This window comes from Methanobrevibacter sp. (assembly GCF_045646205.1).
In the GTDB taxonomy this organism is placed as follows: domain Archaea; phylum Methanobacteriota; class Methanobacteria; order Methanobacteriales; family Methanobacteriaceae; genus Methanocatella.
This window is the reverse complement of the sequence record NZ_JAZRKF010000058.1, coordinates 50587-72252: the sequence shown is the minus strand read 5'-3', so window position 1 is coordinate 72252 and position 21666 is coordinate 50587. Positions and strand designations below refer to the sequence as shown.

At 34.5% G+C, this 21666-nt stretch carries 21 protein-coding genes and 2 tRNA genes; 21 read left to right on the top strand and 2 right to left on the bottom strand.

The window, feature by feature from the left end; all coding sequences use genetic code 11:
• The coding region (locus ACKI44_RS09690) for a hypothetical protein (protein WP_407423857.1) at positions 1 to 719 on the bottom strand (719 nt) is incomplete at its 3' end.
• 363 nt (positions 720 to 1082) lie between these two features.
• Between ACKI44_RS09690 and ACKI44_RS09685 the strand changes: the two genes are divergently transcribed.
• From ACKI44_RS09685 to ACKI44_RS09630, 12 genes are all read left to right on the top strand, one after another.
• Positions 1083 to 1307, top strand: coding sequence for a hypothetical protein (locus tag ACKI44_RS09685; protein WP_407423855.1), 225 nt, complete (start codon positions 1083 to 1085; stop codon positions 1305 to 1307).
• A 10-nt stretch (positions 1308 to 1317) separates the two neighbouring features.
• Positions 1318 to 1485 carry a hypothetical protein gene (locus ACKI44_RS09680; protein WP_407423853.1) on the top strand — a complete coding sequence of 56 codons (168 nt, stop codon included), beginning with the start codon at positions 1318 to 1320 and terminating at the stop codon, positions 1483 to 1485.
• A 219-nt stretch (positions 1486 to 1704) separates the two neighbouring features.
• A complete protein-coding gene (locus ACKI44_RS09675; RefSeq protein ID WP_407423851.1) occupies positions 1705 to 1980 on the top strand; it encodes a hypothetical protein in 276 nt (91 codons plus the stop codon).
• Between the two features lie 47 nt (positions 1981 to 2027).
• Positions 2028 to 3722 (top strand): ATP-grasp domain-containing protein, encoded by a 1695-nt coding sequence (locus ACKI44_RS09670; RefSeq protein WP_407423849.1) that lies wholly within the window; start codon positions 2028 to 2030, stop codon positions 3720 to 3722.
• Positions 3723 to 3733: 11 nt separating this feature from the next.
• On the top strand, positions 3734 to 4900 hold the full coding sequence (locus tag ACKI44_RS09665) for an MFS transporter (protein ID WP_407423847.1): 1167 nt from the start codon (positions 3734 to 3736) through the stop codon (positions 4898 to 4900).
• A 198-nt stretch (positions 4901 to 5098) separates the two neighbouring features.
• Entirely contained in the window at positions 5099 to 5728 is a 630-nt protein-coding gene (locus ACKI44_RS09660) for an Ig-like domain repeat protein (RefSeq protein WP_407423845.1), read from the top strand.
• A 144-nt stretch (positions 5729 to 5872) separates the two neighbouring features.
• On the top strand, positions 5873 to 6601 hold the full coding sequence (purC, locus tag ACKI44_RS09655; RefSeq protein WP_407423843.1) for a phosphoribosylaminoimidazolesuccinocarboxamide synthase: 729 nt from the start codon (positions 5873 to 5875) through the stop codon (positions 6599 to 6601).
• Entirely contained in the window at positions 6602 to 6868 is a 267-nt protein-coding gene (purS, locus tag ACKI44_RS09650) for a phosphoribosylformylglycinamidine synthase subunit PurS (protein WP_407423841.1), read from the top strand.
• Between the two features lie 10 nt (positions 6869 to 6878).
• Positions 6879 to 7526, top strand: coding sequence for a phosphoribosylformylglycinamidine synthase subunit PurQ (gene purQ / locus ACKI44_RS09645; RefSeq protein WP_407423839.1), 648 nt, complete (start codon positions 6879 to 6881; stop codon positions 7524 to 7526).
• Positions 7527 to 7544: 18 nt separating this feature from the next.
• Positions 7545 to 8255 carry a uroporphyrinogen-III C-methyltransferase gene (gene cobA / locus ACKI44_RS09640; RefSeq protein WP_407423837.1) on the top strand — a complete coding sequence of 237 codons (711 nt, stop codon included), beginning with the start codon at positions 7545 to 7547 and terminating at the stop codon, positions 8253 to 8255.
• Positions 8256 to 8264: 9 nt separating this feature from the next.
• On the top strand, positions 8265 to 10049 hold the full coding sequence (gene glmS / locus ACKI44_RS09635; RefSeq protein ID WP_407423835.1) for a glutamine--fructose-6-phosphate transaminase (isomerizing): 1785 nt from the start codon (positions 8265 to 8267) through the stop codon (positions 10047 to 10049).
• A gap of 373 nt (positions 10050 to 10422) precedes the next feature.
• Positions 10423 to 12096: an adhesin gene (locus ACKI44_RS09630; RefSeq protein WP_407423833.1), complete on the top strand. Its 1674-nt coding sequence runs from the start codon at positions 10423 to 10425 to the stop codon at positions 12094 to 12096.
• Here the strand turns inward: ACKI44_RS09630 and ACKI44_RS09625 are convergent.
• Positions 12084 to 13304, bottom strand: a complete 1221-nt coding sequence (locus ACKI44_RS09625; RefSeq protein ID WP_407423831.1) for an MnmC family methyltransferase — start codon at positions 13302 to 13304, stop codon at positions 12084 to 12086. The genes ACKI44_RS09630 and ACKI44_RS09625 overlap by 13 nt on opposite strands.
• 103 nt (positions 13305 to 13407) lie before the next feature.
• Here ACKI44_RS09625 and ACKI44_RS09620 point away from each other — a divergent pair, with 103 nt between their 5' ends.
• The 9 genes from ACKI44_RS09620 (at position 13408) to ACKI44_RS09580 (ending at position 21614) form a co-directional block, all read left to right on the top strand.
• Positions 13408 to 13635 (top strand): hypothetical protein, encoded by a 228-nt coding sequence (locus ACKI44_RS09620; RefSeq protein WP_407423829.1) that lies wholly within the window; start codon positions 13408 to 13410, stop codon positions 13633 to 13635.
• Between the two features lie 722 nt (positions 13636 to 14357).
• Entirely contained in the window at positions 14358 to 15275 is a 918-nt protein-coding gene (locus ACKI44_RS09615) for a hypothetical protein (protein WP_407423827.1), read from the top strand.
• 121 nt (positions 15276 to 15396) lie between these two features.
• Positions 15397 to 17370 (top strand): tRNA guanosine(15) transglycosylase TgtA, encoded by a 1974-nt coding sequence (tgtA, locus tag ACKI44_RS09610; protein ID WP_407423825.1) that lies wholly within the window; start codon positions 15397 to 15399, stop codon positions 17368 to 17370.
• A gap of 8 nt (positions 17371 to 17378) precedes the next feature.
• Positions 17379 to 18038: a class I SAM-dependent methyltransferase gene (locus ACKI44_RS09605; protein ID WP_407423823.1), complete on the top strand. Its 660-nt coding sequence runs from the start codon at positions 17379 to 17381 to the stop codon at positions 18036 to 18038.
• Positions 18039 to 18148: 110 nt separating this feature from the next.
• A tRNA-Gly gene (locus ACKI44_RS09600) sits at positions 18149 to 18222 on the top strand.
• An 11-nt stretch (positions 18223 to 18233) separates the two neighbouring features.
• A tRNA-Gly gene (locus tag ACKI44_RS09595) sits at positions 18234 to 18307 on the top strand.
• 153 nt (positions 18308 to 18460) lie between these two features.
• A complete protein-coding gene (locus tag ACKI44_RS09590) occupies positions 18461 to 19498 on the top strand; it encodes a hydroxymethylglutaryl-CoA synthase (RefSeq protein ID WP_407423821.1) in 1038 nt (345 codons plus the stop codon).
• 12 nt (positions 19499 to 19510) lie between these two features.
• Positions 19511 to 20668, top strand: coding sequence for a thiolase domain-containing protein (locus ACKI44_RS09585; protein ID WP_407423819.1), 1158 nt, complete (start codon positions 19511 to 19513; stop codon positions 20666 to 20668).
• A 22-nt stretch (positions 20669 to 20690) separates the two neighbouring features.
• On the top strand, positions 20691 to 21614 hold the full coding sequence (locus ACKI44_RS09580; protein ID WP_407423817.1) for a DUF1848 domain-containing protein: 924 nt from the start codon (positions 20691 to 20693) through the stop codon (positions 21612 to 21614).
• Positions 21615 to 21666 lie beyond the last annotated feature (52 nt).

The following is a 21666-nucleotide window of genomic DNA, read 5'->3' as shown; positions in this document are numbered from 1 at the left end:
TCTATTCCTTGTTCTATTCCTTCTTCTCTTCCTCGATTTTCGGCTTGTTCTAGTCTGTTTGCATATATTACGTTTGCTAATTGTTCTTCAAATGATTTTAATTCAAGTGCGCTCATACCTAAACCTCCTGCAGCTTTTTTTATTTGATTTTTGCTTTCAATATATCTTCCAACCCATAATTTAAGGCATTTTTTAGCAACATATGATAGCCATTCATCAGTAATCATATATTTGTAAATCTTAATACATTCACATATGGTGTTCTCAATACTTAAATCTATATTGTAGCTTGGAAGCCATATCAAATCGATTATGTCAAAAGCATTACATTCTTCTTGTTTTTCTATTTTGTATTTGAGACTATTAAGTATTATGTTTCCATTAGTTTTTCTTGTTTTGTTCCATACTGGATTGTAAAACATTGTATCATTTGCATATTCAACTTCGTTTACTGGCAGTTTTCCTGAATAGAATATGAATGGTTGAACCTCTTTTTTTGTTGCAGCATGTATTGAAATGCAGTATTCATAATCCCTTCTCATTAAATCAGGATTGATGTTGGAATGGTGCTCTATATTGATTAGACTTTTGTCTTTTCTTTGTCTGACGGAATCCAAATTTAGATTTTTGTATGATTCTGACACATATCTTGAGTCATATCTTCCAATAATGTCATCTAATTTGGTAATATGTTCAGGAAATTCTTCCAATTGGCTCATGCAGATAATGAATATTTCATCTTCGGCATCGTGCCGTATTGGAAAATATTTTTCTTTAATTTCATCACACATTTTTTCACCTCTTTTATTTTTTTATTGAATTTTAATGCTTATAAATCTTTATTTTTTAATATTGACTAATTAAAATCTAAAAATTTACCTTTTATTTGAAAATAACTCTTTATTCATAATATTGACTTCATCGAGTAATATTTTGTCATCCAGTAATTTTTACATGTTCAGGTAAAAATTCAAAAAAATCAATAATTTAATTAAATATTAAAATCAAACTATCTTTAGATACTAATTAAATCTTAATAAGTTTTTTAATTAAAAATTCTACACATTTGCTTTTTTGTGGAGGTGATTTTTATTAATCAAAATAATTCTAGTGAAAATGAAAACTTAGTATCTAAAGATGCAGATATTGTATCTGAAGAAATAAAAACCAATTTTCAGGCCGGAAGCGGTAAATACCGTGAAGTCCGCTATAAAGATGGCGGATTTAGGCAATATGATGTTGAAACCGGTGAACTGATTGGTTCATCTTACGCATCAGATCAAAAATATCTGCCAAATTTAGAATAGAGGTGAAAATATGAAGAAAATAATCCTTGCATTGCTTGTACTTGTTATTGCAACATCCTTTGTATATGCTGCTCAGGACAGTCAGATGGAAGTTACAAGCCCTGATACTTTAAAAAACGGAGACTTTTTTAATTTAACATTAACTGCAAAGGACGGTTCTCCTATAGCTAATCAGTAGTTGACATTATTGTCATTGCAGAAAGCGGTGAAAAAAATCACATTAACTTTACTACAGGCAATGACGGTAAATTAGGATTTGGTATTGCAGGCGTAAATCCGGGTAATTATACTTTTAACTGTACTTTCAACGGTACCAGCGATTATAATACCTGTAATGCAGTAAAAGAATTAACTATTACAGCATAGTTAATTTTACTTTTTTATTTTTTTGATTTTCATGATCTTAAAGGATATATTGAATTATTTCAAATTGGATATTGAATTACCGGCGTATCTTTATGAAGAGTCTTTCAATGATGTTTTTCTTGAAGGTGTTCTTGTAAGAAAGGAAAACGCCTATGAAATAACAATCAAGACAAGAAAGGATGTAATTCATACAATGATTATCAATCCTTTAGATGATTATCCTCTCACCATCATATCAACCCTTCCGAATGGAAAAAGCAACGGAACCAAATTCGGAAAAACGAAAGATGATTTAAAATTCATCTGATAATTTTTTATATTATCTTTTATATATTCTAATTAAGGAGTGTTTTTATGAGGAATATCATTATTGTTGATGCAATTTCAACAGGTAAGAATTTTATTTATGATATTATAAGCAGAGGTTATAATCCGGTTGTGATTCAGTCAAAAATTTCTGGAGATTCACCGGAGGTTAAGGAATATATTGATTATGTTGAAGGAGATTTGAATTCAATAGAATATGATTTTGAATGGATTCATGAAAAGGACACCTATGAAGAAACTCTTGAAATGGTTCGCGATTATGATCCTATTTTAGTTTTGCCGGGTAACGAAAAGGGTGTTATTCTTGCATCCAGACTGTCCAGTGATTTGGGCTTACTCTGCAATCCGATTGAAAACCTTGATGCAATGACATTAAAGGATGAAATGCAAAAGAGACTTGCTGAAAACAATCTCCGCCATATCAGAGGCCAAACTGTAACTTCCATAGATGAAGCAATTAAATTTTATGATGATGAAAACCTGAAGCAGGTTGTTATAAAGCCGATATATAGTGCAGGTTCTTCCAGTGTAAGGATTTGTGCAAACAAAGAGGAAATGGTTGCTTCCTTGAATGAACTCTTTGATGAGACCAATTATTATGGTGAGGATAATAGTGAGATGTTGATTCAGGAATTTATTTCCGGTGATGAGTATATTGTCAACACCGTTTCATGTCAGGGAGACCACAGGGTTACACTGGTATGGAAATATCATAAGGTTAAAACATCTGAAGGTGCCATTATCTATGATACCTGCCGTACAGTCAACGAGTTAAACATCGGTGAAGCTGAAATGATTGAATATGCATATAAGGTAGCTGATGCTATAGGAATTCAATACGGGCCGGTTCATGGTGAATATATGATTGATGATGACGGTCCTGTTTTAATTGAAGTTAATTGCAGGCCTTGTGGAGGTCATATGGACTCCGAATTTTTAGACAATATTTCAGGCCAGCACGAAACTGACAGTATCCTTGATTCATATTTAAAACCGGAACATTTCTCTGAGGAGAAGAAAAAACCTTATAGGCTTTTTGCCCATGGTGTTGTTAAATTTTTCATCGCTCCTAAGGATATTCTTGCTGATTCCTCACCAATGACAAACATTAGCCTTAAATTGGCAAGTCATCACAGGACTTCTCTTCCAAATTCCTTTGAAACTCTCCATCCCTTTGTAAAGACCATAGATTTGAATTCAAGTTGCGGTTTAGTTTATTTGGTTCATGACAATTTATTTGCTTTGCATCATGATTTGGAATTCTTGCGTAAAGTTGAGTCAAAAGCATTTGATTTGGTTTTAAGTGAATATAATGATGAATTACCTGTAATTGATAATGAAAAATCTATCAATGACTCAATTAAACTATTGGATACCTGTGAAATTTATGGTACTACACTTTTCGTAACCGATCAAAAAATCGACAGGAACTGTGTTCAGGCAGGTTTGGATGAAATTTCAGAGCTTCATGCCACTTATGACTGTGTTATTGTAAATTTGAATTCAAGCATGATCAATAAAAAGGAAGATGAAATTGCCGAATTATTCCTTGAGATTTTTACAAAAGTGAAAGTCGGGGGAATGATATTTGTTCCTGAAACCACTTATCAATGTTTAATAAGTAAAAGAAGAGGAATGGAGGCTTTGCTTAGAATACTTAATTTAAGGATAGAACTTCCGCCAAACGGTGTTGGCGGGGTAATCATAGCATCTAAAACATAGTTGGGGTTTAAATGAGTAACACTAAGGAAAAAATATTTACTTCACAATTCTTTTTAATATTCGGGGCATTGTTTTTTACATCTTTTGTAATGTATGTTTTAATGTCTCCAATTACAGAGTATACAACTAATATGGGTGCATCTGCATCTGTTGCAGGTTTGGCATCCGGAATTTATGTAATCGGTGGACTTATTTCCTTGATTTATTCCGGCCAGGCACTTCAAAAATGGGGCTGGCGTAAAACTGCCTATGTATTTTTGGGATTGCATTTGGTTGTTTGTCTTTTATATTTCATATCAAACAATATTCCAATGCTTTTGCTGGTCAGATTCCTTCATGGTATAGGTATGGGTGCTGGAGGTGCCGCCATTATTACAATAGCGACCCCAATACTTCCTGCAAAACGTTTTGGTGAAGCAATGGGATATTTCTTAACCGGAACTCCTCTTGCTGTTGGTTTTGGTCCTATTGTGGGAGATTATCTTATTGATAATTTCGGTGCAACAAGCTGTTTTTTAGTGGCTACTGTCTTTGCAGTTCTTGCATTGGTATGTATATTATTTGTTCAGATAAAACAACCTCAAACAGAGGATTATGATACTAAAAGCCAATATTCTGGCATAAAAAAGTTCATAGAACCTAATGCAATACCTATTTCTATTGTCGCTTCTCTATGTTCATTCGGTTACGTCGGAATCATTTCCTTTAGTGGAGTTTATGCACATGAACTTAATTTGGTCGAAGCATTTTCATTGTTTTTCATAATTTATTCAATAATCCTGATTATTGCAAGACCTTTGGGCGGAAAAATCCAGGATAAATTTGGAAACTGGCTGGTTACAATAGTTCCTATTACCCTACAGTCTATTGGAGTATTTTTAATTGCATTATATCCTTCATTTGTTAGTGTAATAATCTGTGCTGTATGTACTGGAGTAGGTTTTGGAACATTCTATTCGATTGCAAACGCGATGGTTACGAAAAATGCTCCAGAAGAAAGACATTCATATGCAATTGCCACTTATTTGTTATGCACTGATATTGCTTTGGGTTTTGGACCGGCATTTTTGGGATTGTTTGCAACAACAGGAAATTATGGGAACCTGTTTTTAGTATCAGCAATAATTTCCATTTTTGCACTTCCTCTTTCTATCGTTGTGCTAAAGAGAATGGAATGAAGTATCAAAAATATTGAAATAATGATTGATTATTTGCAGGTTGGTCGACTTCGATTGTCAAATTGAAGGGGGTTAATCTCAAATAATGAACTTATTTTTCTAATTTCATTTTTAAATATTTTCTAATGTATAGGCAATGACTCATTTTTCAATTAAATAACTAAAATCTTATTTACTAGTTTTTATAGATAATAAATCATGAGAAAAATAGCTATTTTATCAATTTTAATTTTAGCTCTTCTTGCTGTTAATATGGCTTTTGCAGCTGAACAGCCGGAAATGAGTGTATATGTTGCAGACATCGGTACCGGTGAAACTGCTCATGTTCAAGTCACCCTTCCTGGTGATGCGCAAGGTAAAGTGAGCGTTTCAGTAAACGGAAAAAACGTCTCTGCAAATGTTGTTGATGGACAGGCAACAGTTGATTTGACTGGTTTAAAAGATGGAGATTATGTTGTAAAAGTAACCTATGAAGGAAATGGAAATTATTCTAAAATTTCCAAAGATGTTAATTTAAAAGTAGGTAACGGATCTGACAACAACACTACAAATGTCACAGGAAATGCCAGCGGTGAGCCTGTAGCAACTCAAAATGTTACTGCTGTAACCGGAGATAATGCTACCAATACAACAAACACTACAAACAATACCAATGTAACTCCTGCAAAAAAAGTAACCAACAATACTACACAGACTGTTAAAAAACCTAAAAAACAAATGCCAAAACCATTGAGTGCATTAAGCGATAAAAATACTGGTCTTCCGGTATTGCTTCTTTTGTTAGTGGCTATTGGTGCTGTGTTTGCTATCTCATTTAGAAAACGATAATTGGTTATATTTTATAACCATTCTTTTTTTTATTTTAAAATTATTTTTAAAATCAATAATTCTGACTCTTTTTTTAATTAATGTTATATAATATTTAAAACAAAACTAATAGCATAATAATTTAAAAATTTATTTGTTGATATCATGGAGAAAAAAGAGTTAATTAATTCCGGTAAGGTAAAAAGTGTATTCAACACTGAAAAAGATGATGAAGTTATCATCGAGTTTCGTGATGACATGACTGCCGGTGATGGTGCACGTAAGGAAGTCATGGATAAAAAAGGCGCATATAATGCGGTCATTTCAGCTAAAATATTTAAGGTTTTAGAGGAAAATGGTGTTGAAACACAGTTCATCGATTTACCTGAAGTAAACGTAATGTTGGCCAAAAAGCTTGATATGATTCCGATTGAGGTAATTGTGAGAAATATCGCAACAGGCAGTTTGGTTCGCAGATATCCGATTGAGGACGGTAAAAAATTAGAACCTCCAATTGTGGAAATGGACTATAAGGATGATGAATACCACGATCCGATGCTTAACCGCTCTCTCATCAGAGCATTGGGCATAGCTACAGATGAAGAAGTCGATATTCTAGCTGAAAAAGCTTTAAAAATCAATGAAGTTTTAACTGAATTCTTTAAGGATGCAGGTATTATATTGGTTGATTTTAAAGTGGAATTCGGTAAGGATAAGGATGGAAACATTCTTTTGGGTGATGAAATTTCCCCTGACGGATGCAGATTATGGGATGCTGAAACATTGGATATGCTGGATAAAGAACTGTTCAGAGAAGGTAAAGACGCTGAAGTTATGGACGCTTATATAGAAGTATATAATAGAATTATTCCTGATGATGAAAAGGTGATTTAAATGATTTTTGATATTGAAGTTAAAATTTCTTTAAAAGACGGTATGTTAAACCCTGAAGCTACAACAATTGAAAGATCTCTTGATTTACTTGGTTATGAAGTTAAAAATACAAAAACTGTTGAAATTATCAAATTCCAAATGGAAGGGGAAGACAGGGAAGTAATAAGGGAAAATGTTGTAGACATGTGTGAAAGATTACTCTGTAATCCTGTAATTCACAATTATAAAATCAATGTAATTCCACAAAACATGGCTTGCGGTAAATAAGGTGATTTAAGTGACTAAAATCGGAGTAATTAGATTTCCTGGAACCAACTGTGATAGGGATGTAGCCCGTGCTATTGAACTTGTTGGCCTTGAAGCTGAATACGTTTGGTGGAGCAATGATGATTTAACTGATTTTGATGGTGTTGTAATTCCTGGAGGATTTTCCTATGGAGATTACTTAAGGGCAGGCGCTATGGCTTCAATCACTCCTGTAATTGATGGGATTAAAGCTTTGGTTAAGGAAGAAAAACCTGTTTTGGGAATATGTAACGGGGCTCAAATTTTAGGAGAAATAGGCCTTGTTCCAGGAATATTCATTACAAATGAAAACCCTAAATTCAACTGTGAATGGGTTGATTTAAAAGTATCAAATACCAGAACTCCTTTTACAAAAGATTTTAAGAAAGGACAAACTGTTAAAATACCAATTGCTCATGCAGAAGGTAGATTTTATACAGAAGATATTGATTTGTTAAAAGACCAAGACCAAATCGTATTGCAATTTAAAGACAGAAACCCTAACGGATCAATGGAAGCGATTACAAGCGTATGTGATGAATCAGGACTTGTTTGTGCAATGATGCCTCACCCTGAAAGAGCTTGTGAAGAAATATTGGGCTCCACTGACGGTTTAAATTTCTTTAAAGGGTTCATATAAATATTAAAAGTGATTTAGATGGTAGTTTATTTAATTGGTGCAGGACCTGGAGATGCGGACTTAATAACTCTTAAAGCAGTTAAGGCTTTAAATAAGGCCGATGTTGTTTTATATGATTATTTGGCCAATGAAGAGATATTGGCACATGCGCCCGAATCAGCAGAAAGGATATATGTCGGCAAAAAGGCAGGTGAACATTATAAAACACAGGACCAAATCAATGAGTTAATTATTGAACAGGCCAAGGCACATGAAAATGTCGTAAGGCTTAAAGGAGGAGACCCATTTGTATTCGGTCGTGGCGGAGAAGAAATTTTAGCTTTAATGGAACATGATATCAAATTTGAAGTTATTCCAGGAGTTACTTCAGCTATTGGAGCACCAACATCACTCGGACTACCTGTAACTCATAGGGCTGTTGCAACATCAGTCACAATAGTGACAGGTCATGAAGACCCGACAAAGGCTGAAAGTCAGGTTCATTGGGACTACACTGCAGATACTTTAATTATATTAATGGGTATTGGTAATATTGAGGAAAATACTGCAGAAATTATGAAATATAGGGATAAAGACACTCCTGTATGTGTAATAGAAAGCGGAACATTACCTGATGAAAATGTAATTTTCGGAACTCTAGAAAACATTTCCCAAAAGGACATTAAGACCCCAGCCATTCTGATTATCGGTGAGGTTGTAAAGCTTTATAAGGACATTTATAATTATTAAGGTGTTAACATGTGCGGTATTGTAGGTTGTATATTAAAGGATAATGATGAAGATGTAGCACCAATTCTTTTTGACTGCATTTCAAAATTGGAATATAGAGGATATGACTCTATCGGGCTTGCCACTTACGATGGAAGTATCCATGTTAAAAAGGATAAAGGAAAAATTGATGAAGTTAACCAGAAATTGGATTTACCTAATATGCCTGGAGATTTCGGTATTGCTCACGTAAGATGGGCTACCCACGGAGATCCGTCAAAACTTAATTCCCACCCTCAGCTGGATGAAGAAAATACAATAGCTGTAGTTCACAACGGTATTATTGAAAACAATACAAAAATTAAAGCGGATTTAATTGCTGAAGGCCATACCTTCAAGTCAGACACTGATACCGAAGTCATTCCACATCTTATTCAGAAGTTTATGGATGAAGGATTGGATTTGGAACATGCTGTAAGAAAAACAATTGAAATTCTTGAAGGAGCATATGCAATAGCAGCAATATCTTCAAGAGAACCCGATAAGATTGTAGCGACAAGAAAAGACTCTCCATTGATTGTAGGGTTAGGCGAAGACGGCTATTACTTGGCATCTGACTCACCGGCTATTCTAAAATATGCAAAAGACATAATTTATCCTGAAAAAGGTGAAATCGTAATTTTGGATAAAAGCGGTGTTGTTGTTCATGATGAATTTGACAATCCAATTAATAAAGAAGTGGATACAATCAACTGGACGCCTGAAATGGCTGAAAAAGAAGGATATGACCATTTCATGATAAAGGAAATTAATGAACAGGCAACTGCCGTTAGAAATACTCTGACTCAAAGGGATAACATCCAAAAGATAATTGATGATTTGGATGATGTTTCAAGAGTCTGTTTTGTTGCTTGCGGAACATCATATCATGCATCACTTACAGGTAAATATCTTCTTGAATCACTTGCTGGAATACCAACGGATGTAATACTTGCATCAGAGTTTAAATACTCCGCAAAAACATTAAAAGAAGATACTTTGGTTATATTTATTTCTCAATCAGGTGAAACCGCAGACTCTCTTAAGGCATTGGATGTTGCTAATCAGACATCAAAAACATTAGGTATAGTTAACGTTGCAGGTTCATCAATCACAAGAAGAGCCCAATATGTTATTCAAACTCAGGCAGGTCCTGAAATTGGAGTTGCAGCAACAAAGACATATGTATCACAGCTTACTGCAATATACATGTTCTCTGCATTGATGGCTGATAACGAGGAATTGCTTGATGAACTCGATAAGGTTCCTGATTTCATTGATGAAGTACTGATGGATGTTGAATCAATCAAATCCATGTCAAAAAGATACAATTATGCAAAAGACTTTTTCTATCTTGGAAGAGGCTATGTTTATCCAACCGCCTTGGAAGGAGCATTGAAATTAAAAGAAATTTCATATATTCACGGTGAAGGTTATGCTGCCGGAGAGCTTAAACATGGTCCTTTGGCCTTAATAGATGAAGGAATTCCGGTTGTTGTTGTAATACCTCCTGGAGAATCCCACAAGAAAACCATGAGTAACCTTGAGGAAGTCAAATCCCGTGGAGCACGTGTACTCGCATTCGGTTCACTGGATGATGAGGAACTGAAGGAAAAGGCACCTGAAGTATTCGGCATAAATCCTGATGTGTCTGAAATTATTGCACCTTTGGTATACATTGTTCCTCTTCAATTGCTGTCATATTATATTACAATTGAAAAAGGTTTTGACCCTGATAAACCAAGAAATTTAGCAAAATGTGTAACTGTGGAATAAACCTTTCATTTGTTTATTCCGCCAATATTTTCTTTTTTATTTTTATTTAAATACTATAGACTTTTTTGTACTATCATTCATTTTAAAAAATTTGATGTTTTAGGCTCCTTTTAAATATATCTTTGTTATATGCCAATTCATCAATGAGCCATTTAAGACTTTTAAATTCAAAAATAAACTTTCTTTGATATTTTTCATAAACAACTTAACAATAGGCATTAATCAATTCCTTTTAATTGTGCTTTATTTTAGCTATTTAGCTTTATTTATGACCTTTTTGTAAATACAAAGCTTTTTATAAGAAAAGTTTGAAACATTTATATCGCCGGTGCAAAACTGGATTTTGCATCTTCTATGTTAACGAGGTTAATATATGTTTAATAAAAAAATTAGTTTATTGTTTATAACACTCGTTTTCATATTATCTATTTCTGCAGTTGCAGCTTATGACACAACTGCTGTAAATGATGATCTTGAAATGAGTGAAATGGATGAGGAACCTCCTTCGGGAAGTGCTCTGATTCCTTCAGATATCAAATCCGTTAGTAATGATGAATATTCTCTTCAGACTAAGGATTTGTCATTGTATTATAAGAATGGAACTAGATATGAAGTAACTTTAACACATGATGATATTCCTGTGGAAAATGCTGATATAATTATTAATATCTGCGGAGTTAATTATACAAGACACACTAATGAAAACGGTGTGGCATCTATTGCAATTAACTTAAATCCGGGAATTTATTCTGTTTCTACATTTTATAACTATAATTCAAGTTCAATAGTTTTAGACAGTGGTATTGAAGTTTTATCAACAATAGCTGGAGATGATGTTGTAAAAACTTTTAAAAATGACACACAGTATTATGCTTCCTTTTTAGATAACAATGGAAATCCGCTAGTTAACAGTGAAGTTACTTTCAATATTAATGGTGTATTTTATACTCGTAAAACAAACGAAAACGGAATTGCTAAACTCAACATTAATTTACACTCTGGCAATTATATTATTACAGCTACTCATCAGAACGGTTTGATGTATTCAAATTTAATTACAGTTTTGCCGTCAATTTCAGCTTCAGACATTACCAAGTTTTATAAAAATGGAACGCAGTATTACGCTACATTTTTCAACAGCAATGGTAATGCATTGGTAAAAGGCAATGTAACATTTAATATCAATGGTGTTTTCTATCAAAGAACAACTGATGAAAACGGAGTAGCTAAATTAAACATTAATCTGCATCCGGGTTCTTATATTTTAACCGCAATAAATCCGGTAAACGGTGAAATGTTTTCAAATGTTATAACAGTTTTACCTACAATCATTTCATCCGATATGGTAACTGACAGCGTAATCACCACATATAGCATAATATTGCTAAACGGTGACGGATCTGCTGCTGAAAACAAAGAAGTGGAATTCATTCTTGATGGTGTGAGCTATAACGTTGTAACAGATGAATATGGAGTTGCAGCTATTGAAAAAGACTTGAAATTTGGTCTTCACACTATTGTATCCCACGATAAGGAAACCGGATTGTATGTGGTCAACATAATCAATGAAACCGGAGTAGACATTGGTGAAATTTTTGATGGTGGTATGATTTATTATGATAATGGCTCATATGTAAATGAAACCCTATATTATTCCCAATACGGTGTTTCACCGGATAACAAAACAATTATGGCAATCGGAAGACCTTCAGCTTCAGGAGAATTGTCAACATACGGATACAAATTCTACCTGACAATATTTGAAAGAGTATGTCCGTACTGTGGAAGCAGTGAATTATACTGGGGTATTTTCTGGACTGGTGATGAAACGACCAATTACGGTCTTTTCCCGGCAACCGGACATAAGGAAGGTGGAAGTGCCGAAGGACATATCTTCTGTGCAGACTGTGATGCAGACTGGAGTGTATTTGGAAACGAACATGTCTATGGTGGAGGAACTAAACTGAAAGCTGTCAGTACTTCTATTCCAACCACAAAAGATATAGCTTATATGTTAAAAAATGGTGAGATGATTTACTCCGAATAATCTCCATTTTTAACTTTTTTTAATTTTTCAGCCATATCCAAAATTCTTGTTCTTGAATTATTTTTTAAATCCTGTTTTTCTGTGTAATTTTTTTCAATTTCAATGATATAGAACGCTTCGGGAGATGTCGTTGACGGTATGTTCATTTTTGCGAGATTTCTCTCGACACGTCTTTTCAGTTTTTCATCGTCCATTTCCTGACCTAAAAAGATAGGCGTTTTTACTGCAGAGGATATTTTTTCAGTATGTCTTTTTTCATGGCGCTCTTCGGTTCTTTCATCTAAAATAAAATCGCTTGAATTGTTTAATCCTGGATCTCTGAATGGAATGGCCACATCGGATAGTGCAATTCTAATCTCATCGTTTTTTGGAAGTGATGTATCAAGCATTTCCTGTGATGGACTTGCAAGTGTACCGCCCTGTTTTCGCCCGAAAATCGGTCCAAGACCAATGTAAAAACCTGCTTCAATAAATGCGGCTCTGACAGGTGCTGATGAGGTGTATGTTGCAACAATTCCGGTATCTTTTATGATTCTTTTAAACTCCTTAAAGAAATCAAGTGAAAAGAGTTCGGGAGCCATGTTCTGGCTGAAGGGATCGAGAAATATCGCGTCATAGCTATTGTCTTTTAATTTCTGAACACTTTGTCTTGCATCCTCAATAAAGATGTTGATGTCAATATTTGAAGGGATTTCCTCTTTTTCAAGTTCAAGAGTTGCATAGCCTGTTTTAATCAATTCTTTTTCTATTGCCTTTCTGGTAATGTCGTGAGCTTTAATAGGTGAGGGCACCAAAAGACCGCATGCAAGGGTTGCAGCAGATATTTCAACCATATCGATGGTCAGATGTGAATCATTTGAGTTTTTCAAAAAATCGTCAATTGCCGCTGATGAATTATAGCCAAGCCCCGCACAGATGTCTAGAATAGCAATGTCATTTGAGTAGTCAAACTTCATAGGCTTGATAAATTTCTCAAATGCCTCACTAATTGCGCCTGTAGATGTATGTAGTGTTTCAATTTTATGATTTATTTCTTTCGAGTTAATAGAATAAGATCCATCATCCGTTAAAACAAAGTAATTGTTGTAAGTATCAAAAAAATTGAGTCTTGCTTCATTATTTCGACTACTTCTTTCCTCATCGAAACATCGATTTATCAAATCGAATATGTCATCATTAATTACACGGGCTTTATTTTCATAATTCATTGTATCTAGTTATAATTTGGGTTTTTTACTATATTATATTATTCTTGAAAAATTACATTTCAATATTTTTAAATAACCTTAAATTAAATATAATATCAAAGCATTGGTGATTAATATGGTTGATAAAACAATGACAATCGCACTATTGATATCATTTTTCATACCTGGCCTTGGAATTGCATATGTTGGAGACGTAAAAAAGGCTTTGACAATCCTTGGGGTATGGGTGGTCTGTAAAATAGTGTCATTCTATTCATTTTTCATGAGCATTGTCGTATTCCTGATTTGGGTATATGGACTTTATGCAACGTATCAGGAAGCATCTCTTTAAATAACATATTTAATATGGTATATAATCAATAATATTATGTTATATTCTTTTTTAACTATTCTTTGTTTCTTAAATTTTTTTCTAGATTTTACTTCTTAATTTGGCTTAAATAACTTTAAATTGGATTAATTTTGATGAAATAAGCATAATTTGGTTCATTTTCAATATGCTTGCTTCGACTATTTTCAATTCATCGTTAATTTGTAAAATATAATTATGTTTAATTTTAAGCTTTAGCTTCCAAATCGATTTTAAATTCCTTTAATTTAACTCATTCGTTTTAAAAATCCTTTTCAATTTTAAAAGCTTTTTTGATTTGAATAGATAATTATAATTGTATTTAACTATAAATAAGTAATTTTTATTAATATTTGATTAAAATAAGCTTTATTATTTTATATTTAATCTAAAAAACTTATTTTTTGTTATATTTGGGATGAAAAATTAATCATTAAATTGCTTTAATTTTGCTTGCTTTTGATTAGATAGATCGAATTTAAGCTATTTTTAGCCATTTAATTTCTTGCCTAAAATGGCTTTTTTTGGCATTTTTAAACATAATTTTTCTTATTTTAAATGAAAAACTTTATATACTACTTGTTTCTTAATAATTACTAACAATCTTGAGAAGATTCAGGAATTTGAGAAGAATTCCTTGAAAAAATTTCATGATAAATCATGAATAATTCTTGAGGTTGGAGTTTAATTAAGCGAGGTGAGACATGAACAAAAAACAAAATATTGTTTTGATATTTTTGATTGTCATGTTGTCTTTCGCAATAGTCTCGGAGGTTTCGGCTGTGGCACTTGATGATGCCGAAGCAGGTGAGTCGGGTTTGAATGGACCAGACGGATCATTTAATTCAGCCGGCCCACATATTCCTAGTGAAAGAGTACATGAAATGTCCGACGGACCAGTTGGAGATCCACATTCAAATAATAATCAAACTTCTTTAAATGATGTTTCTTATGAAACAGATGAACACATGAATTTATACGAACAAAATCATGAAAAATCTCATGATTCAGGAATTCAGGATATTGACAATAAAAGAGATTTCAGACAGGGTGAAAAAATGCGTCCTGATTTAAGATTTGATGAAACTGCTGCTCCTGGATTTGTGGATAACGAATCCAGTGAAGTTATCAGTGATGTCACATCTGAATTGATAGGAATGGACAATATTTCTTCTGCATTCAAAAACGACAGGAAAGGAAAATTCAATAATTTGCCTTTCAACGGTGTTTTGCCGCCTGAAAATATCTCATTGGATATTGTCAAAAATCATTTTGAATTCAAGGATGAAGGTGACTTAAATCATTTTGATATGGATTTGTCTTTTAAAAACACAACTCCCAACAAATCAAATAGTTTCCTTACTCATAGAAAAGACATCTCTGTATTTAAAAATAAGTCAGCTAAAATTAATGATGCTATTCCAGCAAATTCCCAATTAGATTTCCTCCCAGAAATTAATAAAACACAAAGTTTTGAAAACACACATTTTCCAAATTCAAATATCCATAATCGTATGCCTATTTGGAATAGTATCAACTGGAAAAAATCTGATTTGAATGAGTCAGATTTAAAACATGAGGACAATTTTGTCTCAAAAATCAAAGAGGAACTTAAATTATAAGGATAAATCCATAAATCCTTATTTTTCCTCTTTTTTTATTTTTTTCTTTTTTTAGATAGGTAAACTTTAAATAATTTCCAATAAATAACTATTTTTGAATAAATTATTTATGGTATGTTTTATGTTTGAAATTAAAGCTAAAGATATGAGAGGAAGAGTCGGTGTTTTAAAAACCAAGCACGGAAACGTTAAAACGCCTGCATTAATGCCTGTAATACACCCAAGAAAACAGGTAATTGATGTAAAAAAGTATGGCGCAGATATAGTAATAACTAACGCTTATTTGATTTATAAGGATGATGATTTAAAGCAGAAGGCTGTTGAAGAGGGTCTTCACAAACTGATTAATTTCGACGGACCTGTAATGACTGATTCAGGTTCATTCCAGCTTTCCGTTTATGGTGATGTTGACATTACAAATAAGGAAGTCATTGAATTTCAGGAACTGATTGGAACCGATATCGGAACAAGCCTTGATATTCCAACAGCACCATTTGTCGAACGTGAAAAGGCGGAAAGCGATTTGGAAATTACCTTGGAGCGTGCAAAGGAAGCGGTTGAGTTTAAAAAGGAGCAGAATATAGAAATGCTTTTGAACTCTGTAGTTCAGGGCTCAACGTTCATGGACTTGAGGCAGAAATGCGCTTCAGAACTCTCCAAATTGGATGCTGATTTATACCCAATCGGTGCAGTAGTGCCGTTAATGGAATCATATCACTATAAGGAACTTGTTGATGTTGTAATGAATTCAATGATGAACCTTCCGGACAATACTGCCCGCCATTTAATGGGAGCAGGCCATCCGATGATATTTGCACTTGCCGTTGCAATGGGGTGTGATCTGTTCGATTCAGCGGCCTATATTTTATATGCTGAAGATGACAGGCTTTTATCAACTAGGGGAACGTTTAAATTGGAGAATCTGCAGGAAATGCCATGTTCATGTGAGGTATGTTCAAAATACACTCCAGATGACTTAAGGGCAATGCCTAAAGAGCAGAGAAGAGACCTAATCGCACAGCATAACCTGTATGTTTCATTTGCAGAACTGAGACTGATAAGACAGGCCATTTATGAAGGAAGTTTGATGGAACTTGTTGAGGAACGCTGTCGTGCTCATCCTGCACTTCTGGATGCTGTTCGCCAATTGGCAAATTATACTGAAGACTTTGAAAAATACGACCCTAGAAGCAAGAAATCCGCATTCTTCTACACCGGTCCGGAATCCCTGAACCGTTCTGAAGTCTTAAGACACCAGCAAAAACTCATTGACATGCCTAAAAAACGTGATCTGGTAGTATTGCCTCCGACACGTAAACCTTATTCCAAATTCTTCTCAGGCAAATTGGGGGAATTCTTTATCTGCGGTGACAATAATGAAATTGACCTGGATAATGCAGACTTTATGGTTCTGGATGTTCCTTTCGGTCTTATTCCTTTAGATATCGATGAGCTATATCCATTAAGTCAAAGTGCAGCTCCAAAAATACGCGACAGTGAAAGTGTGGAATTTATCCGTGATTTCTTTGAGGATTTTGCCAAAAACTATGATGGTGTGATTGTACAGAAAAGAGTTGCAGACATATTGAATCTTGATTTGGAAAATAAGTTTGAAGATGAAGTAATATATGCAAAAGATGACGTTAAAAAGGTAAAAGCTATTGCTGACTATCAGTTCGGCTGGGGTGCCGGTGAAGCTTTATTTAAAGGCAACATCAAAATCGAAAAGAGTAAAAAAACAGGTAAAATCAGACATATCTATGACGGAAAGACATTAATCGTTAACATGAGGGCATCAGACTCATACCTGGTTTTATCCAAGGAAGGTGCAAGAAGACTCCATAAGGCAATGCCATATCCTCAAAATCGTGTTGTTGTTAATGAGGACTCAGAACCCTTTGCACTTGACGGAAAAAGCATATTTTCAAAGTTCGTCATTGAATGCGATGAAAACATAAGATCCAATGATGAAGTCCTGATAGTTAACAGGGATGATAAGCTTCTAGCTTACGGTAAATCATTATTGTCTGCAGTTGAAATCAATAATTTCCAAACAGGACAGGCCATTAAAACAAGAAAAGGATTTAAAAAATAGGTGTTAATATGGAAGATAAGGTAAATACAGGTCATCATATTGAAGATAAGGAATTAATTAAAAATGCCAGAAAGCCTGTAGGTGAATTGGGTCATCAGATACTTGATCGAATGAACAAATCCCATGAAACAATGGCTCAATGGGGCGTCAGCCATTTTGACATTGCCGAAGATGATGTTATATTGGATATCGGATGTGGGGGCGGAAGAAACATTGAAAGGTTTGCCGCTCAAATTACAACCGGAAAAGTCATTGGTATTGATTACTCTGAAGTAAGCGTTGAAAAGTCAGCTGATTTAAACCGGAAAGCAATTGAAGAAGGTAAGGCTGAAGTGATTCAGGCATCTGTCAGCGAAATGCCCTTTGAAGATGAAAGCTTTGATATTGTAACAGGTTTTGAAACCATTTATTTCTGGCCGGATTTCATTAATGACTTAAAGGAAGTTAACCGTGTTATTAAAAAGGACGGACTTGTATTTTTCTGTAATGAGGCAGTATACAGGGAAGGAGAAATGGAAAAATATGATGGTCTGGTTGAACTTCTGGACATGAAAATATATTCTGAGGATGTATTGAAGGAATCTCTTGAAAAAACAGGTTTCAGGGATTTCAAAGCCTATATTGAAGATGAAAACGATTGGATTTGCGTTACTGCAAGAAAAGATTAATTATTTAATATTAATAATTATCTTTTTTTATTCCAAAACAAAAATTTGGTAAAAAAATCAAAACTTTTATATATTATAATGGTGTAATATAATATTGTTGTTTATTTTATGCGGTGTTAGTCCAGCCTGGTTAAGACTCTAGCCTGCCACGTTAGAGACCCGGGTTCAAATCCCGGACGCCGCACTTTTACTTTTGCAGCTGTGGTATAGTCTGGTTATTACTTGGGCCTTCCAAGCCTACAACCCGGGTTCGAATCCCGGCAGCTGCATGTCAATAATTACTTTTTTTGAAAATATTTACTATTTTAATTTAAAATTCGTATTTTTTGTAGTTACTTTTATATAATACTTAAAATCATATATTAATTAATTAGAATACTTTTTAATGTGTTTTTTTAAAAATTTATATTTACGGTGATTTAATGGTAGGAATTGTAGGATATGGGGCATATGTGCCTTCATATAGAATAAAAGTAGAGGAAATAGCTAAAGTTTGGGGAGATGACCCTGTAGCTTTATCCAATGGTTTGGTAGTTAACGAAAAATCAGTTCCTTCTGCTGATGAAGATACTGCAACTATTGCAGTTACCGCTGCTAGATATGCTCTAGCAAGAGCTCAAATAGATCCACAAAAGATTGGTGCAGTTTATGTTGGTTCTGAATCACATCCTTATGCAGTAAAACCAACAGCAACCATTGTTGCAGAAGCTGTATGTGCAACACCTGATTTGACTGCAGCAGACTTGGAATTTGCATGTAAGGCAGGAACTGCTGGTATACAGATGTCCATGGGTCTTGTTGAAAGTGACATGATTGAATACGGATTGGCTATTGGTGCTGATACCTCACAGGGAGCTCCTGGAGATGCGCTTGAATACACTGCATCTGCAGGTGGTGCCGCTTACATTATCGGTAAAAAAGATGTTTTGGCAGAAATAAAAACAACTTGCAGTTTCACAACTGATACTCCTGATTTTTACAGAAGAGAAGGTGAAAACTACCCATCTCACGGTGGACGTTTTACAGGTGAGCCTGCTTACTTCAAACATGTGTTAAGTGCAGCTAAAAAATTATTTGATAAAACTGACTCTCAGGCTGCCGATTATGATTACGCCTGTTTCCACCAGCCAAACGGTAAATTTTACTTAAGAGCAGCTAAAAAATTAGGATTCACTCCAGAACAATACTCAAGAGGATTATTAACTCCTAATATTGGAAATACTTATTCCGGTGCTGTACCTTTAGGATTATCTAATATTTTGGATGTTGCCGAACCTGGAGATAAAATATTTGTCGTATCATACGGTTCAGGTGCAGGCAGTGACGGATTCACATTGGAAGTAACTGATGAAATTCTTAAAAAAAGAGATTTAGCTCCTAAAACAGAAGAAATCATAGCTAATAAAACTTATGTCGATTATGCTGTTTACGCTAAATTCAAAGGTAAAATTAAAATGTAAGGAGGTTAAATTATGAGAGACGTTGCTATTATTGGTGTTTCACAAACTAAATTTGGTGAATTATGGGATTCCTCCTTCAGAGATTTAATCGCTGAAGCTGGTGTAAAGGCATTGGTCGATGCTAGTATTGACGGTAATGATATTGAAGCAATGTTCGTTGGAAACATGTCCTCAGGATTATTCGTAGAACAGGAACACATTGCAGCACTTATTTCAGATCATATGGGTCTTAATCCAGTTCCAACCACAAGAGTTGAAGCTGCCTGTGCATCAGGAGGATTGGCATTAAGACAGGGAATTATGGCAGTTGCATCAGGTTATCATGATGTTGTAATTTCAGCAGGTGTTGAAAAGATGACTGATGTAGTGGATGCTACTCCAGCTATTGCAACCGCATCAGACCATGAATGGGAAGCACAGCAAGGTGCTACATTTCCTTCATTATATGCAATGATTGCAAAAAGACACATGCATGAATACGGTACAACCCGTGAACAGTTAGCACAGTTTTCCGTCGTTAACCATAAGAATGCATCTAAAAACCCAAATGCACAGTTCCCATTTGAAGTTAGTGTAGATAAAGTAATCAACTCAACTATGGTGGCTGATCCATTGACATTACTTGACTGTTCGCCGGTATCCGACGGAGCAGCAGCAGTTGTTATGGTGCCTGCCGAAGACGCTAAAAAATACACTGACACTCCAATTTACGTAAAAGCTTCCGCTCAGGCTTCAGGAACATTGACTTTACACGACAGAAAAGACATAACTACTATTGAATCAACCAAAGTGGCTTCCAGAAAAGCATATGAAATGGCTGGAGTTACTGTAAAGGACATTGACGTTACTGAAGTGCACGACTGTTTCTCCATAAACGGTCTTTTAGCAGTGGAAGACTTAGGATTTGCCGAAAAGGGTAAAGGCGGAATAGCTATCGAAGAAGGTCAAACTGAAATTGACGGTGATTTCCCAATCAACTCTTCAGGTGGTTTAAAAGCTCGTGGACACCCATTAGGTGCTACAGGTATTGCTCAGGCTGCTGAAATTGTATGGCAATTAAGAGGAGAAGCCGGAGCCCGTCAGGTTGATGGTGCAGAAATCGGTATGACCCACAATATTGGTGGTACCGGAGGAACTGCAGCAGTACATATTTTCGGAAGAGATTTATAAATCTCTTTTAATTTCTTTTTTTATGATAATTAATACTGGTTCAAGAACGGATATTCCCGCTTTTTTTAGTAAATGGTTCTTGAATAGAATTGATGAAGGATTTGTATGTACCAGAAATCCCTATAATGATGATATTTACAAATACCCTTTGGATTCAAAAATAATTGACTGTCTGTGCTTCTGCACTAAAAATCCAAAGCCTTTGCTTAAAAATATTTCTAACTTGGATGATTTCAGTCAGTTCTGGTTTGTAACGATAACTCCCTACGGAAAAGACATTGAAAGAAATGTTCCTGATTTTAAAAATGTTATCAAATCTTTTAAAGTGTTGTCTGAAACTTTAGGTGTCAATTCCATATCCTGGAGATATGATCCGATTTTTATAAGTGAAAAATATTCTTTGGAGTTTCATATTGACCGCTTTGAAGAGATGGCATCAGAGCTTTCGGGTTATACCAATGACTGTACAATCAGTTTTATAGACATGTATCAGAAGGTTTTAAGGAATTTTCCTGAAGTTAATGAGGTAACTGTTGATGAGAGGCTTAAAATTGGTGAAAAATTCTCAAAAATAGCCAATGAATGTGATTTGAAGATGAAAACCTGTGTTGAAGGAACACTTTTAGATCAGTTTGGGTTTGACTCAAGCGGATGCATGACACAAAATGTCATTGAGAAAGCTATAGGAAATAATCTAAAAATCCCTAAAGGAAAATACCAGATTCGTGAATGCAATTGTATATTTGGAAGGGATATTGGAGCATATAACACATGCATTCATGGATGCAGATATTGCTATGCCAACGCCAACATGAAGCTGGTCAAAAGGAACCAAGAGTTGCACAATCCATATTCACCATTGCTTATCGGTGAGGTTAAAGATGATGATGTTGTAAAAGAGGTTAATGAACCCAGCTATATTGATAGACAGCAAAAGCTGATTTAATAGATTTTTTGTAGTGTTTATTTGTTTCATTTAACATTACTGTGCAGGAATT